We start from the raw sequence: 16749 nt of genomic DNA on the forward strand, positions 1-16749 counted from the left end.
CGATCACCCAGGAGATCGACCCCGCATACAGCAACAGCGCGGCGGCATCGATGCGGCCGAACTGCACCGCAAAGCCCATCAGCGCGCCCCATGAGAACGCCAGACCGAGCACGATCTGCGGCCAGTAAGTGATGCGCTTCATGAACGGATAGGCGGCGACGATGACCAGCGATGCGACGCCGGTAGCAATAGCAAAGCTGTTGAACTGAATGAGGATCATCAATCCGATCAACGCCAGCAGTACCAGAAAGGCTGCAGCCTGCCTGACGCTGACCTGCCCGGCCGGAATCGGCCGCGACCGGGTGCGCTCCACCTTGGCGTCGAGGTCGCGGTCGGTGATGTCGTTCCAGGTGCAGCCTGCGCCGCGCATCACGAAAGCGCCGACGAAGAACAGCAGGATCGACCACGGCAGTTGATGCAGGTCGCGGGCGACGCCAGCGGCCAATGCCGCGGACCACCAGCACGGCATCAGCAGCAGCCACGACCCGATCGGGCGATCGAACCGGGCCAGCCGCAGAAACGGCCGCGACCACAACGGCGCGCCGCGATCGACCCAGTTGCCGGTCGCGTCCGCTACGCGGGTGGCCGCGTCGGTCATGGCCGGATCACCGCGCGAGCACGTTGCCGTTCAGCGTGTCGAAGGTGCTGCCGCCGCTCTTCTTGGCGGCGGTGGCTTCCGGCAGCGCGGCCGAGGAGCCCAGCACGTCGCTGAGGCGCGGCGCCGCGGCGGCGCCGCGCTGCTGCTGCTGGCTGGCGACGTTGCAGACCTTGCCGCGCATGCCTTCGGTGTTCTTGTGGCCGTTCTTCATCTGGTCGCCGACCGAGCTGGGAATGCCGCATTTCTGCGCGTTGGCCTCGATGTATTTGATCATCTTCACTTCGCTCTGCGAGAACGCGGTGATCAACTTGCAGGCCTCTTCTGGCGGCGCGTGGCGCTCGCTGGCGTTCTTGATCGCGATGCCGCGTTTCTCGGCCTCCTGGCGCAGCGGCAAGAAACCCTTCATGCAGTCCTCGCCGCCGGGCGGCCCGGCCTGTTGAGGCTGCGAGAAGCCACCGGTGACCGGCGCGGCGCCGGCCGAGGGGAATGCGCTGGGTGCGCCGACCGCGCCAGCAGGCGCCCCGTTAACGGGCGGAAACGGCGAAGCGCTGGCAGGCGCGCCATTGACCGGCGGGAACGGCGACGCACTGGCCGGCGCGGTAGCGCCGGATGGCAACGGCGCGGGAAACGCGCCCTGGGCGCGAACTTCGACAGCCTGCATGGCAAATACCGCCAGGGTCAGCGGCACAATCAAACGACGGATGATCACGTGGTTTCCTCCGGCAAGCTCATTGCCCCGGCACTCCCGGGACAATCCATCCCGATCCAGGGCTTTTACGATTCCTGCCAGCCCTTAACAACCCGTGGAATCTGGCGGCAGCGCGGCGTAAACGACGAAGAACGCTGATAAATCGTCGCAATTGGGTTAAAGCACGCCACCTGAACGGAACATGACTCATGCCGCCCACCGATTTTCGCAGCCCCCGCCTGTTCGTCGATGCCCCGCTGGCCGCCGACGCCGGCCTAGTGCTGGACCGCAACCAGAGCAATTACCTCGGCAATGTGCTGCGGCTCGCCGCAGGCGCCTCGGTGCTGGTGTTCAACGGCCGTGACGGCGAGTGGCAGGCGGCGATCTCCGCCGGCAAGCGGCCCGACCGCCTGACCCTGCTGGCCCGGACCCGGCCGCAGGACGCCCTGCCCGACGTCACCTACGTGTTCGCGCCGCTAAAACACGCCCGGCTCGATTACATGGTGCAGAAGGCCATCGAGATGGGCGCCGCCGCCTTGCAGCCGGTGATGACGCGCTACACCCAGGCCAGCCGGGTCAACACCGAGCGGATGCACGCCAATGTGGTGGAAGCCGCCGAGCAATGCGGCATTCTCAGCGTCGCCGGGGTCGCCGAACCGCTGCCGCTGGCCAAATATCTCGACGCGCGCGATGGCGGCCGGCTGCTGATTTTTTGCGACGAGGCCGCCGAGGTCGCCAATCCCCTGACGGCGCTGGCCGGCGCCCGCGAGGCGGCCTCGGGCGGTATCGACGTGCTGATCGGCCCGGAAGGCGGCTTTGCCGAGGAGGAACGCGCCCTGTTGCTGCGGCAGCCGAGCATCCTGCGGCTGGCGCTGGGACCGCGGATCATGCGCGCCGACACCGCCGCAGTGGCGGCGCTGGCGCTGGTGCAGACCGCATTGGGGGACTGGGCGGGCAAGAATGTAGGCCGGGTTAGCGAAGCGTAACCCGCCATTGAGCGGTAATCCGCGCCGCGGCGGATTACGCCTTCGGCTGATCCGCCCTACGAATATCGATTAAGCCACTTCGGCGAAGAGGGTCGAAACGTCGCAATACCCATGCTAAGGCCTGCGCCAGCCAAGACTTTCACCGATTTCCGGACTTCGAGATGACCAAGACCGCCGCCCCTCGTGCGACCGGATCCGCCGCTGGGGCGGATGCGCTGCTGTTGTCGTTTGCCGAGGCCGGCTACCTGAAGGCCGAGCCGGCGATCCTGCAGCCGGCCGAGCCGTTCCTCGACCTGTCTGGCGAGGACATCCGCAAAAGCCTCTACCTGACCACCGACGCGACTGGCGAGGAACTGTGCCTGCGCCCGGACCTCACCATTCCCGTGGCGCGCGACTACCTCGCCTCCCCCCGCGCCGGCCAGCCTGTCGGGTTCTGCTATCTCGGCCCGGTGTTCCGCTATCGCGGCGGCGGCCCTTCGGAATTCCAGCAGGCCGGCATCGAATCGTTCGGGCGTCAGGATAGCGCCGCCGCCGACGCCGAAATGCTGGCGCTCGGGCTCGAAGCCACCGCCGCGTTCGGCCTGACGGACATCGAGATCCGCACCGGCGACGTGGCGCTGTTTGCCGCGCTGATCGATGCGCTCGACCTCTATCCGGTGTGGAAGCGCCGGTTGATCAAGGATTTCAACCGCAAGGGCGATCTCGAGATGGACCTGGGACGGCTGACGCTGGCAGAGACCCCGGTCCGCAACGAATATGAGGGCGTGCTCGCCGCACTCGCCGGCTCCGATCGCAAGGCGGCGCTGGCTTTGGTCACCGACCTGATGTCGATCGCCGGCGCCACCAATGTCGGCGGCCGCTCGGTAGCGGAGATCGCCGACCGCTTTCTCGAACAGTCCACCCTCAAGGGCGGCGCGCTGCCGCGCGATGCGCTGAAGATCATCAAGGCGTTTCTCGCCATCACCGGCACGCCGGATGAAGCGCTGGCGCAGTTGCGCAAGCTGACCGCGTCGGCGAAGCTCGATCTTTCCGGAGCCCTCGACCTGCTGGAAAGCCGCATCGGCTTCATGGCCGCCCGCGGCATCGATATTTCCAGCGTCAGCTTCTCCACCTCGTTCGGCCGCGGGCTCGATTACTACACCGGCTTCGAATTCGAATTGCACCGCAAGGGCAACGGCACCGAGCCGCTGGTCGCCGGCGGCCGCTACGATGGCCTGCTCGGCCAGCTCGGCTCGGCGAAGCCGATCCCGGCGGTGGGCTTCTCGATCTGGATCGAGGCTTTGACACAGGCTTGCAGCACTTCCGCCGCAACCGGATCTCCCGGGAGCGCCGCATGACCACGCCCTTCGTACTCGCCGTTCCCTCCAAGGGCCGGCTGCAGGAAAACGCCGAAGCCTTCTTCGCCCGCGCCGGGCTGATCCTGGCCAAGCCGGGCGGCGTCCGCGACTATCGCGGCACCATTGCGGGCCTCGACAATGTCGAGATCGCCTATCTCTCGGCCAGCGATATCGCCGGACAACTGGCGCGCGGCTCGGTGCATCTCGGCATCACCGGCGAAGACCTGCTGCGCGAAAGCATCCCCGATGCCGACAAGAAAGTGGCGCTGATCGAGGGGCTCGGCTTCGGCAGCGCCAATGTGGTGGTCGCGGTGCCGCAGGCGTGGATCGACGTCCGCACCATGGCCGATCTCGACGACGTCACCACCGGCTTTCGCGCGCAGCACAACCGCCGCATGCGCGTCGCCACCAAGTACATCAACCTGACGCGCAATTTCTTCGCATCGCATGGCGTGGTCGATTACCGCACCGTCGAAAGCGCCGGCGCCACCGAAGGTGCCCCCGCCACCGGCGCGGCGGAGATGATCGTCGATATTACCACCACCGGCGCGACCCTGGCCGCCAACGGCCTGAAGGTACTCGACGACGGCGTGATCCTGCGCAGCCAAGCCAATCTGGTCGCCTCGCGCGACGCCGACTGGAACGATAGCGCGCGCGAAACCGCCAGCATCATCCTCGACCACATTGCCGCCCGCGCCCGCGCCAGCAAGTACAAGGAAGTCCGTACCCGCTTCGCCGGTTGCGACCAGGCGTTGCTCACCGAAGCTCACAACCGCTTCGGCGTGGTATCGCCGTTCGGCGGCCCGACCTCGTCGGGCATGATCACGCTGCACTGCCCACCGGCGCAGATCTACGCGCTCGGCAGTTTCCTGCGACAGCATGGCGCCGATACCGTGTCGGTGGCATCGCTGGAATACGTGCTCGACCGCGAGAATCCGCTGTTCGCCAGGCTTGAGGCGTTCTTGCGGCAGTAGGGCGCAACGCACGGCTGGCGACAGCGCGCGGCGATTGCCATATGTTGCGGATGAATCGGATGTTGGGACTTCATCGATGATGCTGGGCAGTGACGTTTCGGCCCTATCGACCGACCCCGCCACCGCGGCGACGCTGGGCCTGTCGATCGTGGTGCCCGTCTACAACGAGGCGCCGGGCCTTGCGATCTTCCACGAGCGGCTGAACGTGCTCGCCGCGACGCTGAAGGCGCGCCACGGACTTTGCTGTGAAGTCGTCTACGTCGATGACGGGAGTGCCGACGGCACGCTCGGGGTCGCCCGGACGCTGACCGCCACCGCGCTCGACGTCCAGGTGGTTTCGCTGTCGCGCAATTTCGGCAAGGAAGCCGCGTTGATGGCCGGGCTCGATCACGCCCGCCTCGGCGCCGTGCTGTTCATGGACGGCGATGGCCAGCATCCGCCGACGCTGGTGGAAACCCTGGTCGGGCACTGGATCGATGGCGGCTTCGACGTGGTCTACACCGCGAAGGCGCATCGCGACGAGGAATCCTTCCTGCGCCGCCAGGCGGTGCATGGCTTCTACAAGCTGATCAACTGGGGCGCCCGGGCGAAAATTCCGGAAGACGCCGGCGACTTTCGCCTGTTGTCGCCGCGCGCCGCAGCGGCATTGCGGCAATTGCCCGAGCGCAATCGCTTCTTCAAGGGCCTCGCCACCTGGATCGGCTTCCGGCAGTTGCGCGTCGATTACGAACCCGCGGCGCGGGAGCACGGCGTCACCTCGTTCAACCCGAAGCAACTGATCGGCCTCTCGATCGAGGGCCTGACCTCATTCTCGGTAGCGCCGCTGCGCTTCGCCAGCATGTTCGGACTGCTGCTCGCCGTCGGCGCGTTCCTGTTCGGCCTCAACATCCTGTGGGAGACCTGGATGGAGGGCAAGTCGGTGCCGGGCTATCCGTCGCTGATGGTCGGCCTGATGACGATCGGCGGCGTGCAGCTGCTGATGATCGGAATCGTCGGCGAGTATATCGGCAAGATTCTTTCCGAGCTGAAGGCGCGGCCGATCTACTTTGTCGCCGAACACAGCGTGAAGCGCGCACCTGCCGACACCGCGGTCAGCGTCGCGGACCGGACCGCCGCCGAATGAACGGCATCGCGCCGCGGAAGATCTGGCTGTGCGCTGACGACTACGGCATCAGCCCCGGCGTCAACCGCGGCATCCGCGAGCTGATCGAACAAGGCCGCCTCAACGCCACCTCGGTCATGGTGGTGGGGCCGGCGATCGGCCGCAACGAAGCGAGTGCGCTGCATGACGCCGTGGCCAGGAACCGGAACTGCGCGATCGGTTTGCACGCCACGCTGACCGCGCCGTTTCATCCCATCACCATGCACTACCGGCCGCTGCGCGATGAGCAGTTCCTGCCGCTCGGCAAGACCCTTCAGGCCAGCCTGTTGCGAAAACTCGATCCGGAAATGATCCGCGCCGAACTGGCCGCCCAGATCGCAACTTTCACCAAATTGCTTGGACGCGCGCCGGACTACATCGACGGCCATCAGCACGTGCAGGTCTTTCCGCAGGTGCGCGATGCCTTCCTGGCCGCGGCCAAGGCGCACGCACCGGGCGCCTGGGTACGGCAGTCCGGCCGCGTTCAGCCGCTGTCGCAGCGCCTCAACACGCCGAAGGCGCTGCTGCTCGACACGCTGAGCGCCACCTTCCGCAAGCGCGCCGCGCGGGCCGGCGTCGCCTTCAATCCCGGCTTTGCCGGGGCCTATGATTTCACCAAGCAGCTAGAGTTCGGCGCGCTGATGGCCGGCTTCCTCGACGGACTGCCCGATGGCGGACTCGTCATGTGCCACCCCGGACATGTCGATGAGATCCTGGTCAGCCTCGATCCCTTCACCGACCAGCGCGAACGCGAATACGCGTATCTCGCCGGTGACGACTTTCCGCGCCTGCTCGATGCGAACAAAGTTACACTGGCCAGGTAGCGCCGGGCGATATGCCGCATACCAAAATTTAATCCGGGCGGCACTTATTGCGACACAAAGCGTCACTACATCTGCCACGCGCCATCACAGCGCGAGCGAGCCGGAGGACGCCATGACACCGCAAGAACGCCAGTTGGTCGACGATCTGTTTGACCGGCTCAGCAAGGTCGAAGCCGCGCCGCGCGACCGCGATGCGCTGGACGCCATCGCCGACGGTCAGCGCCGTGCGCCCAACGCCATCTACGCGCTGGTGCAGACCGTGCTGCTGCAGGACGAGGCGTTGAAGCGCGCCCACGATCGCATCACCGAGCTGGAAGGCAACGGCGCGCCGGGCGCGGTGCCCGCCGGCGGCTTCCTCGATTCGATGCGCGACGCATTGTTCGGCCAGAGCCCCACGCAGGGCCAGAGCCCGAACCAGCCGCGCGGCTCGGTGCCCAGCGTGCGCCCCGGCGAGCCCAGCCGCGCCGCCTGGAACACCGGCCAGGTGATCGGCCAGCCGCAGCAGCAAGGCTACGGCCAGGGCGGCCAGGGCCAGTACGGTCAGCAGCCCTATGGCCAGCCACAGCCTCAGGCCGGTGGCGGCGGTTCGTTCCTCGGTACCGCGGCAGCGGCGGCGGCCGGCATGGTCGGCGGCTCGCTGCTGCTCGGCAGCATCCGCTCGATGATGGGCGGCAGTGGCGGCCACCAGCAGGGTTTCGGCGATAGCGCCAATGCCAGCGAGAGCAAGAGCCCGTGGAGCTCGGATTCGTCCGGCGGCAATCTCGCCCGCGACGCCGGCGTCAACGACATCGGCAATTCCTCGGGGCAGCGCGCCGGATCGTTCGACCAGGCGCAGGCCGACATCGACCAGGACCAGGATCAGGACCAGGACGATCACGACGACATGGACATGGACTCGGACGATTTCGGCAGCGACAGCGACAACGCCTGAACGTCTTTGTCAGGACGGAAACGAAACGGCCGCTCTCACGAGCGGCCGTTTTTTGTGAGTACGCGGTCTCGTTTCCCGGACGCGCTGCGGCATTCTCAGGCGATGCCCTTGCATCGCCGCTATGCCGCTGCGCAGATCCGTGATCCCGGTGTCTTAAAATCAGCAACCGGGGCGCCGGATCTGCGAGGCAGCACTTCGTGCTGCATCGCGTCCGGGGAACGAATCTGAATCGTCAAAGCACTAGTCCGGACGCGGTCCGGCGTTCATCACGTATCGCATCGCGTCCGGGGCACGCGGGCTCAGATCACAACCACCTTGGCGCCGACATTCACCCGGCCATACAGATCGATGACGTCCTCGTTGCGCATGCGGATGCAGCCGGAGGAGACGTTGGTGCCGATCGTCCACGGCTCGTTGGAACCGTGAATGCGGTACAGCGACGTGCCGAGATACATGGCGCGGGCGCCGAGCGGATTCTCCGGGCCGCCTTCCATGTGACGCGGCAGGTCGGGTCGGCGCACCAGCATTTCCGGCGGCGGCGTCCAGGCCGGCCATTCCTTCTTCGCGGTGATGGTCTTCACGCCGGCCCAGGTGAAGCCGGGCTTGCCAACGCCGATGCCGTAGCGCATCGCGCGGCCGCCGCCCTGCACCAGGAACAGGAACTTGTTCGGCGTATCGACCACGATAGTGCCGGCACCCTCTTTGCCGTCATACTCCACCATCTGCGGCTGATATTTCGGATCCATCGCGGGGCGCGCCGGGTCGATCGCTTCTTCCGGTTGCCGCATGCTCTGCTGCGGCTCGTAGCGCGGCAGCAGGCCGCGCCGCGGCTCGTAGCTCGGCAATGGCTGGGACTGGCCCTGCCCGGGACTATCGTTGAAGAGGAATTCGATGAAGCCGCCGCCCATGCGCGGGCGTTCGGCATAGCCGGTGCGCTGCGCCGGGCGCTGCATCGGCTCGTTCGCGTAGTACACGACGGGCTCTGCGGACTGCGCGGCGGCGTGATGAATTCCAGCGAGCAACGACGTGCTGGCCAGAAAGGCGAGAGAGAATTTTTTGAACATCGACGTACTCTGCACTGTTTCGTCGTGACGCCTCCTCCCACGAGGAGCGCTTTGCACGCTTCGATCTAAAGGTAGAATCGCGTCGGTTTGGTAAACGAAAGCGGCGTTTCGATTCACCACGTCGGTAAACGCCGCGGTTCTCTGCGGTAGCGTTTATTTTCAATAAACGCGCCGGCTGCATGGTTAACCGTGCGTCTACGCCGCCGTGTCTGCACCGATTTCGAGCGTTCCGGCGTGAACTCAACGTTAAACTCATGCGATTAGGAAAAGATATTGATTGAACGTTGGGGGACCTGATGTCTGTTCGTCGCAAGCGCTTTCGTATTGAAGAAGTCAATTTCGGCAGCACGCCGATGCCCGCCGAAATCGCCGACGCTGGTACCATGCCGATGCACCGCGAGATCATGATGGAGCTGCGCGCGATCCGCACCCAGATGGCCGCCCCACAGCGCAACGCGGTCTCCGACCAGGTCAGTGCAACGGCCGACGAGCAGGTCGCCGAAGCGCAGGCTTTGCTGGCGACCTACCGGGCCCAGATCGAGCAGTGCGAAAAGCTCAAGATCGAACTCGACCTCATTCACGACGCCATCACCCGCACCAAGCAGGAGATTGCGACCCTGCACGGCAAGAGTTTTGACGGCGACGAGATGGCCAAGGTCAACGGCGAACTCGGCGCCGTGGTCGGCGGTACCGAAGAAGCGACCCAGCAGATTCTGGCCGCTGCCGAAGCCATCGACAACGCCTCCACCGCCATTGGCAAGGTCACTTCGGTGGATCAGCAGAAGCAGTTGCTGGAAGATATCCAGGACAACGTCGTGGCGATCTTCGAGGCCTGCAACTTCCAGGATCTCACCGGTCAGCGCATCAGCAAGGTGATGACCACGATGAAGTTCATCGAGAACCACATCATCACCATGATGGACATCTGGGGTGGCGTCGATGCCATCAAGGCGCACGCGCCGCCGATCGTCGACGACCGCGTCGGCGATGCCAAGCTGCTCAACGGACCGATGCTCGATGGCGACATCGGCCACGCCTCGCAGGACGACATCGACGCGATGTTCGGCTAGGCGAGCGTAGGGCGTAGGATGGGTTGAGCACTCGCGAAACCCATCACCCGCTGCCGATGGGTTTCGCGAAGACGCTCAACCCATCCTACGGCTCGCGCCGGACGGACAATCACATCAATACAAAAATGGCGCGTCCGGGGGACGCGCCATTTTTGTAGCTTGCATTGGCCCCTCAGCGGTCGTCCCCGCTTTCGCGGGACGACACACGCTGAGCTTGGAGGTAGACTCGCTACGCCTTCGGCGCGCAGCGCACGTAGACCATGTTGCCGTAGCGAACGGCCGCGTCCTTGTCGAGGAAGCGCGTTACCAGAATGCGGCCGTCGAACGAGACGATCTCGCGGTCCTTCTCGCCGCCGGCGGGGCCGGCCGGACCGATGTAGTTCTTGCCGCTCGGGCTGCCCTTCAGGCGCAATTCCTGCGGCGTCGCCTCGTCGGCCAGATGCATGATGACGCCGCCGGAGGTGCCGGCGCTGATGACATAGGGCTGCTTGCACTGGCCGCGGGCGGCGTTCTCGGTCCGGGTGCGATCGGCCGGGTTCATGTAGGACGCCAGACCCCAGCGGCCGACGATTTCGTCGGGCCGGATCGACGCGGGCATTTCACGCTCCAGCGGCGGTTCGGGCGGCGCCGCAGGCTGCGAATTGCCCAGGCTGAAACCGCTAAACCCGCTATACGAACCGCAGCCGCCGAGCATCAACGCCAGAGAGGAGGCGATTGCCAGCTGGGCAACCGTGCGGGCGTGACGTGACCTGATCATAGCATCCCCTAAAGAAAATCGTGTGGCCGCCATCCCGCGGCCAAGCGCAAAACACTGTTGGAAGCGATGAGGTCACTTTGAATACGCTCATCGTCCAATATGGTTTCCAGATCATCCTATATTGACCTCACCAAGGCCTTAAGGGCCATCGCTTGACAGAATTGGCGTCTGGCCATATCTCCGGACGCACATTTAGCACTCCCGGAGCACGATTGCTAAGGGGTGCAGGCCGGGTTTCTTCAGGCGCCCCCGGCCGGGTCCCGCTATCTTGCTTGCGACCGCCCACAAATCTCACACCGAACCAGGGGAAACTCCATGGCCAAGATCAAATTCCGCCCGCTGCATGACCGCGTCGTCGTCAAGCGCATCGATGCCGAGACCAAGACCAAGGGCGGCATCATCATCCCGGACAGCGCCAAGGAAAAGCCCCAGGAAGGCGAAGTCGTCTCGGTCGGCCCCGGCGGTCGCGACGAGGCCGGCAAGCTGATTCCGATCGACATCAAGGTCGGCGACAAGGTGCTGTTCGGCAAGTGGTCGGGCACCGAGATCAAGCTCGATGGCCAGGAGCTCCTGATCATGAAGGAGTCCGACATCATGGGCGTTCTGAACTAAGCGCCATACACTCTCCCTCATCCTGAGGAGGCGGCGCAGCCGCCGTCTCGAAGGATGGGCCACCATCACAGGTTTCACCACATCATCCTTCGAGACGCGGGCAAGGCCCGCTCCTCAGGATGAGGTTCTCACCAGGAGCACAACAACATGGCCGCCAAAGACGTTAAATTCGCCGGAGACGCGCGCGACCGCATGCTGCGCGGCGTCGATATTCTCGCCAACGCCGTCAAGGTCACGCTCGGTCCCAAGGGCCGCAACGTGGTGATCGAGAAGAGCTTCGGCGCTCCGCGCATCACCAAGGACGGCGTCACCGTCGCCAAGGAAATCGAGCTCGAGGACAAGTTCGAGAACATGGGCGCGCAGATGCTGCGCGAAGTCGCCTCCAAGACCAACGACACCGCCGGCGACGGCACCACCACCGCCACCGTGCTGGCCCAGGCCATCGTCCGTGAAGGCGCCAAGTCGGTTGCCGCCGGCATGAACCCGATGGATTTGAAGCGCGGCATCGACATCGCGGTTGCTGCCGTCATCAAGGACATCACCAAGCGCGCCAAGCCGGTCGCCTCGACCGCCGAAGTCGCCCAGGTCGGCACCATCTCCGCCAACGGCGACGCCGCCATCGGCAAGATGATCGCCCAGGCGATGCAGAAGGTCGGTAATGAAGGCGTCATCACCGTCGAAGAGAACAAGTCGCTCGAGACCGAAGTCGATATCGTCGAAGGCATGAAGTTCGACCGCGGCTATCTCTCGCCCTACTTCGTCACCAATGCCGAGAAGATGACCGCCGAGCTCGAGGACGTCTATGTCCTCCTGTACGAGAAGAAGGTCTCCAGCCTGCAGGCCATGCTGCCAGTGCTCGAAGCTGTCGTGCAGAGCGGCAAGCCGCTGCTGATCATCGCCGAGGACGTCGAAGGCGAGGCTTTGGCCACGCTGGTGGTGAACCGTCTCCGTGGCGGCCTCAAGGTCGCTGCCGTCAAGGCGCCGGGCTTCGGCGATCGCCGCAAGGCGATGCTGGAAGATCTCGCGATCCTGACCGGCGGCCAGCTGGTCTCCGAAGACCTCGGCATGAAGCTGGAGAGCGTCACGCTCGCCATGCTCGGCCGCGCCAAGAAGGTGGTGATCGACAAGGAAAACACCACCATCGTCAACGGCGCCGGCAAGAAGGCGGCGATCGAATCGCGCGTCAACCAGATCAAGGCGCAGATCGAGGAGACCACCTCGGACTACGACCGTGAGAAGCTGCAGGAGCGTCTCGCCAAGCTGGCCGGCGGCGTCGCGGTGATCCGCGTCGGCGGCGCCACCGAGATCGAAGTCAAGGAGAAGAAGGACCGCGTCGATGACGCGCTCAACGCCACCCGCGCGGCTGTCCAGGAAGGCATCGTGCCGGGCGGCGGCGTGGCATTGCTGCGCGCCAAGAAGGCCGTCGGCCGCATCACCAGCGAGAACTCCGACATCCAGGCCGGCATCAACATCGTGCTGAAGGCGCTGGAAGCCCCGATCCGCCAGATCGCGGAAAACGCCGGTGTCGAAGGCTCGATCGTGGTCGGCAAGATCCTGGAGAACAAGTCCGAGGCGTTCGGCTTCGACGCCCAGACCGAAGAGTATGTCGATATGGTCGCCAAGGGCATCATCGACCCCGCCAAGGTGGTTCGTACGGCCCTGCAGGATGCGGCGTCGGTCGCCGGTCTGCTGGTCACCACCGAAGCCATGGTCGCCGAACTGCCGAAGGAAGCCGCTCCCGCGATGCCGGGCGGCGGCGGCGGTATGGGTGGCATGGGCGGAATGGGAGGCATGGGCTTCTAGGCCCAGGCAACCTGCACGATTATCGAAGGCCGCCTCCGGGCGGCCTTCTTTTTTGCCCATTGCGGATTGATCTTTCGCCCGCAGCTTGGTTCTGATTCAATCCGGCCGCAACGCCCCGGGTGGGCCGAAAAGACGTCCAAGGAAATTTGAAATGCGCGCGCTTCGTGTTTGCCTGATCGGCCTTGCCACCGCCTGCTCCGTGTCCCTGCACCCGGCCGCGGCGCAGATGAAGCTGGCGCCGAAGAGCCAGGTCACCGGCCCGGAGACGCGCTATTTCACCTCCCTCGAAGGGCTGATGGAGGGCAATGCCGACGTCATCCTGCGCGAGACAAGGCAGGGTAAGACCGTCACCGCCGCGACCCTCGACGTCTGCTATCCCGCCGAGAAGGGCTCCGAGCGCAAGGATCGCTTCGTCGCCAACCTCACGGTGAGCGGCAACAGCCTGACCGGCGCCACCCAGAGCCAGATCGACAAGCTGCCGGTGTCCATCAAGCTGGCGCGCCGGGCGACCGGCGACACCTTCGAGTTCAAGGGCCAGATCCTGGTCGGGCAGACCAACAACAACGTGACCTCGTCGGACAATTCCGACCAGAGCGAGAAGGAATTCCAGGACAACCAGTCGGTCGACGACAATATCGCCGCCGCGCCGAAGGATTTTACCGAAGTCTCGCCGGAAGCTATCGCGGTGAAGATCAAGCTCGAAGCGGCGCTGGATTTCGTCCGCACCCTGCGCGGCCAGGCCGTCGAGGTGTCGCTGGCGAGCCTGACGGTCACCTGTGACGCGCTGCGCGCCGGCGAACAGGTGATCAACCTCAGCATCGACCCTGAGCGCGCGGCGGCCTTCATCGCCAAGGCCAAAACCTATCCCGGCGTGGTCGCGGCGGGTTGGACCAGCGGTAGCGTCGAAATGGAGCGCACCATCCGCTTTGCCGCCGCCGACTGGCGCGACGGCGACAAGCTCAACCGCGACAAGTTCGCCGCCGCGATAGCCTCCGTGCTGGCGAAGTCGCTGTCGGCGAAGCCCGCCGGGACCAAGTGGGATGACGAGACCGGCCGGATGAAACTCAGCTTCAAGCGGCCGAGCCAGGTGCTGCCTGCGCTCGAACTGACCGAGACCGTGGAGATCAACGCCATCGTTGCCGGCGACAAGCCCGGCACCACCGACAAGCTCATCCTGTGGGTCAGCACGCCGTCGGTCGCCACATCGGACGATGCCGCGGGGGCCAAGCTCAATCTCGCCGACACCGCCAGCACCGACGAAGAGAGCGACCCGCGCGACGACAACGGCGCGGTCGCAGCCCTGGCCGCCGAATTCAAGGCGCAGCGCTGGGATTCCGACAAGTCGGCGTGGAAGTAAGAGGGCCGCGCGCCGCGCGCTCCTTCTTCCCCTCTCCCCTTGTGGGAGAGGGTGGCTTCGCGAAGCGAAGACGGGTGAGGGGTGCCGCAAACTCTGCGCCTAGTAACCCCTCATCCGTCGCGGACTTCGTCCGCGCCACCTTCTCCCACAAGGGGAGAAGGAAGAAGAAGCGCCGCTTCAGTTTAAGTTCATCACTTAATTCGTATTCAACCGAAACCGCAGCGTCTTGGCCCCGGTGAAGGTCACCACATCGCCCTGCCGTTTCCACGTCGTCGCCTCGCCCAGCGTCACCAGCAACTGGTCATCCTGCTCCGCCTTCGCTGTCGGGCAGTTGCGGTCATCGATGGCGCCGGCGACGAAGACGATGCTGTTGCCGGCCACCGAGAACTGGCCCTTGCCACCCTTGCACCACAGCTCTACGAGGGTCTCGCCGGCGTCGCCGATATCGAGGTTGGGTACCCGCTTCGAGCCGGCCTGCGGCGCCGCGTCGAGCGACATCTGCAGGCCGAACGGAAACTCCTCCGCAGCCTGCACCGGCAGGCCCAACAACAGGGTCGAACCGACCGCGCCGGCACGCAATATCTTCATCGCTGAAATCATCTGAACTCTCGGAAGGAGGACCGTCGCAAACGCGCGCCGTTCTACGCGACGGTCGTGGCGTTGACCAGTTCGGTTCGCGCAAAAATCGGGCGACAGGAAGACAGCCGCACACACCGCCCTCATCCTGAGGAGCGGTCGTCTTCGACCGCGTCTCGAAGGATGGCCACACATCCCTCATGGTTCGAGACGGCGCTGAAGAAGCGCCTCCTCACCATGAGGGCAGCGGCGTGTAGCCTACGAGAATCTCCTACGGCTTCAGCACCATCAGCGTGAACGGATACACATAGGCCTGCAGCATCACGAAGCAGCCGACCATGCAGGCCAGCACGATGGAGTGCCAGAACACGAACCGGAGAATGGTGCCTTCATGACCGAACCAGTTGGTCGCGGTGGACGCCACCACGATCGACTGCGCATCGATCATCTTGCCCATCACGCCGCCCGACGAATTCGCCGCGCTCATCAGGATCGGCGACAGGCCGAGTTGCTCCGAGGTGATCTTCTGCAGGTTGCCGAACAGCACGTTCGACGCGGTATCAGATCCGGTCAGCGCGACGCCGAGCCAGCCGAGCAGCGTGCCGAAGAACGGGTACAGCACGCCGGTGGCCGCAAAAGCGAGGCCGAGCGTGGCATCGACGCCGGACAGCCGCGTCAGCGTGCCGATGGCCAGCATCGCCGAGATCGTGATCAGCGAATAGGCGCAGATCTTGATGGTGCGACCGTACTCGACGATCATCTTCGCCGGCGAGAAGCCCATGATGAAGCCGGAGATGATCGCCGCCAGCAACATGCCGGAGCCGGTGAACGAGACATAGGTAAAGGCGAACACCGCCCCCTCCGGGGTCGGCTTCGCGGCCACCGGCGGCACCTTGTTGATCATGTTGTGCAGTTCGGGCACCGGGTAATTCCAGGTGAAGATCGGATTGACCATGCCCTTGAACCAGTTGGTGCCCCAGATCAGCAGGATGACGCACAGGATGATCCATGGCGTCAGCGCGCGCCAGACTTCGGCGGAGCTCAGGGGATCGGTGTTAAACGGCTTCACCGGCGGCACGGTCGAAGCGGAGTCGTCCTTGGTGCGTAGCGCCGCCGAGGTCCAGATCTTTTTCGGCTGCCAGACCTTCAGGAACAGGATCAGCGTTGCCATCGAGATCAGCGACGCGCCGATATCGACGATCCACGGGTTGATGTAGTTCGAGATCAGGAATTGCGGGATGGCAAAGGACAATGCGGTGACCAGGATCGCCGGCCACACTTCCTTCATGCCCTTCCAGCCCGCAAATGCCCACACCACCCAGAACGGCACGATCATCGAGAACACCGGCAACTGCCGGCCGACCATCGCGCCGAGGATGAAGGGATCGAAGCCGGTGACGGTGGCCAGGCCCTGGATCGGCGTGCCCAGCGCGCCGTAGGCGACCGGCGCGGTGTTGGCGATCAGCGACAGGCCGGAGGCCGCAAGCGGCGAGAAGCCGAGCCCGATCAGGATGGCGCCGGTGACGGCCACCGGCGTGCCGAAGCCCGAGGCGCCTTCGAAGAACGCACCGAACGAGAACGCGATCAGCAGGATCTGCAGCCGGCGGTCATTGGTGACGCCACCGATGGCGCGCTGCAAAATCTCGAACCGGCCGCTGTCGACCGTGAGCCGGTACATGAAGATGACGTTGAGCACGATCCAGCCGATCGGGAAGAAGCCGGTGACGACGCCGAGGATCGAGGCGCGCACCGACATGTTGGCCGGCATGGTGAAGGCGTAGATCGCCACGAGATTGGCCAGCACCAGCGCGATGATCGCGGCGACATGGGCCTTGACCTTGTTGGTGGCGATCAGCACCAGCAGCACCACCACGGGAATCGCCGCGACAATGGTCGAGAGCGTGCTGCTGTTGAATGGATTGTAGACCTGATTCCACATGACCGTTCTCCCCCACGCTTATTTGCGACGCCCTGCCCGCGTGGTGGGTCAGGACGTGCTGGCGCGATCGCAGGAGACGCTCAATGTCGCGA

Annotated in this window: 16 protein-coding genes; 10 read left to right on the top strand and 6 right to left on the bottom strand. The window is 65.0% G+C overall.

The features are described 5' to 3' along the window. A partial coding sequence (locus tag JWR89_RS00775) for a UbiA family prenyltransferase (protein ID WP_299710495.1) occupies positions 1-598 on the bottom strand: 598 nt, incomplete at its 3' end. Between the two features lie 7 nt (positions 599-605). Continuing rightward, complete coding sequence (locus JWR89_RS00780; protein WP_299710563.1) at positions 606-1304, bottom strand: hypothetical protein; 699 nt, start codon at positions 1302-1304, stop codon at positions 606-608. Between the two features lie 191 nt (positions 1305-1495). Between JWR89_RS00780 and JWR89_RS00785 the strand changes: the two genes are divergently transcribed. The 6 genes from JWR89_RS00785 to JWR89_RS00810 all read left to right on the top strand — a co-directional run bounded on the left by JWR89_RS00785 (position 1496) and on the right by JWR89_RS00810 (position 7479). After that, positions 1496-2272, top strand: coding sequence for a 16S rRNA (uracil(1498)-N(3))-methyltransferase (locus JWR89_RS00785; protein ID WP_299710497.1), 777 nt, complete (start codon positions 1496-1498; stop codon positions 2270-2272). A gap of 161 nt (positions 2273-2433) precedes the next feature. Continuing rightward, entirely contained in the window at positions 2434-3609 is a 1176-nt protein-coding gene (locus JWR89_RS00790) for an ATP phosphoribosyltransferase regulatory subunit (protein WP_299710499.1), read from the top strand. After that, positions 3606-4583, top strand: coding sequence for an ATP phosphoribosyltransferase (gene hisG / locus JWR89_RS00795; protein WP_299710501.1), 978 nt, complete (start codon positions 3606-3608; stop codon positions 4581-4583). Before JWR89_RS00790 ends, hisG begins: the two co-directional genes overlap by 4 nt. A 76-nt stretch (positions 4584-4659) precedes the next feature. Then, positions 4660-5706, top strand: coding sequence for a glycosyltransferase family 2 protein (locus tag JWR89_RS00800; RefSeq protein WP_299710504.1), 1047 nt, complete (start codon positions 4660-4662; stop codon positions 5704-5706). Further along, positions 5703-6548 carry a ChbG/HpnK family deacetylase gene (locus JWR89_RS00805; RefSeq protein WP_299710506.1) on the top strand — a complete coding sequence of 282 codons (846 nt, stop codon included), beginning with the start codon at positions 5703-5705 and terminating at the stop codon, positions 6546-6548. Before JWR89_RS00800 ends, JWR89_RS00805 begins: the two co-directional genes overlap by 4 nt. Before the next feature lie 112 nt (positions 6549-6660). Beyond that, complete coding sequence (locus JWR89_RS00810; RefSeq protein WP_299710508.1) at positions 6661-7479, top strand: DUF2076 domain-containing protein; 819 nt, start codon at positions 6661-6663, stop codon at positions 7477-7479. Positions 7480-7778: 299 nt separating this feature from the next. Here the strand turns inward: JWR89_RS00810 and JWR89_RS00815 are convergent, their stop codons facing one another. Next, positions 7779-8543 (bottom strand): L,D-transpeptidase family protein, encoded by a 765-nt coding sequence (locus tag JWR89_RS00815; protein ID WP_299710511.1) that lies wholly within the window; start codon positions 8541-8543, stop codon positions 7779-7781. Between the two features lie 296 nt (positions 8544-8839). Between JWR89_RS00815 and JWR89_RS00820 the strand changes: the two genes are divergently transcribed. Further along, positions 8840-9613, top strand: a complete 774-nt coding sequence (locus tag JWR89_RS00820) for a protein phosphatase CheZ (protein ID WP_299710513.1) — start codon at positions 8840-8842, stop codon at positions 9611-9613. A gap of 229 nt (positions 9614-9842) precedes the next feature. Here JWR89_RS00820 and JWR89_RS00825 read toward each other — a convergent pair whose 3' ends face one another. Beyond that, positions 9843-10370 (bottom strand): hypothetical protein, encoded by a 528-nt coding sequence (locus JWR89_RS00825; RefSeq protein ID WP_299710515.1) that lies wholly within the window; start codon positions 10368-10370, stop codon positions 9843-9845. Between the two features lie 315 nt (positions 10371-10685). Between JWR89_RS00825 and JWR89_RS00830 the strand changes: the two genes are divergently transcribed. From JWR89_RS00830 to JWR89_RS00840, 3 genes are all read left to right on the top strand, one after another. Beyond that, entirely contained in the window at positions 10686-10982 is a 297-nt protein-coding gene (locus JWR89_RS00830; protein WP_299710518.1) for a co-chaperone GroES, read from the top strand. A 147-nt stretch (positions 10983-11129) separates the two neighbouring features. Then, complete coding sequence (gene groL / locus JWR89_RS00835) at positions 11130-12785, top strand: chaperonin GroEL (RefSeq protein ID WP_299710520.1); 1656 nt, start codon at positions 11130-11132, stop codon at positions 12783-12785. Between the two features lie 151 nt (positions 12786-12936). Beyond that, positions 12937-14142: a hypothetical protein gene (locus JWR89_RS00840; RefSeq protein WP_299710523.1), complete on the top strand. Its 1206-nt coding sequence runs from the start codon at positions 12937-12939 to the stop codon at positions 14140-14142. Between the two features lie 195 nt (positions 14143-14337). On the opposite strand, the gene JWR89_RS00845 is transcribed toward JWR89_RS00840, so the two are convergent. Both JWR89_RS00845 and JWR89_RS00850 read right to left on the bottom strand, forming a co-directional pair. Beyond that, a complete protein-coding gene (locus JWR89_RS00845; RefSeq protein WP_299710566.1) occupies positions 14338-14730 on the bottom strand; it encodes an META domain-containing protein in 393 nt (130 codons plus the stop codon). Between the two features lie 259 nt (positions 14731-14989). Then, positions 14990-16657: an L-lactate permease gene (locus JWR89_RS00850; RefSeq protein ID WP_299710526.1), complete on the bottom strand. Its 1668-nt coding sequence runs from the start codon at positions 16655-16657 to the stop codon at positions 14990-14992. Positions 16658-16749: the final 92 nt, after the last annotated feature.

Source organism: Tardiphaga sp. (assembly GCF_028290785.1).
Lineage (GTDB): Bacteria > Pseudomonadota > Alphaproteobacteria > Rhizobiales > Xanthobacteraceae > Tardiphaga.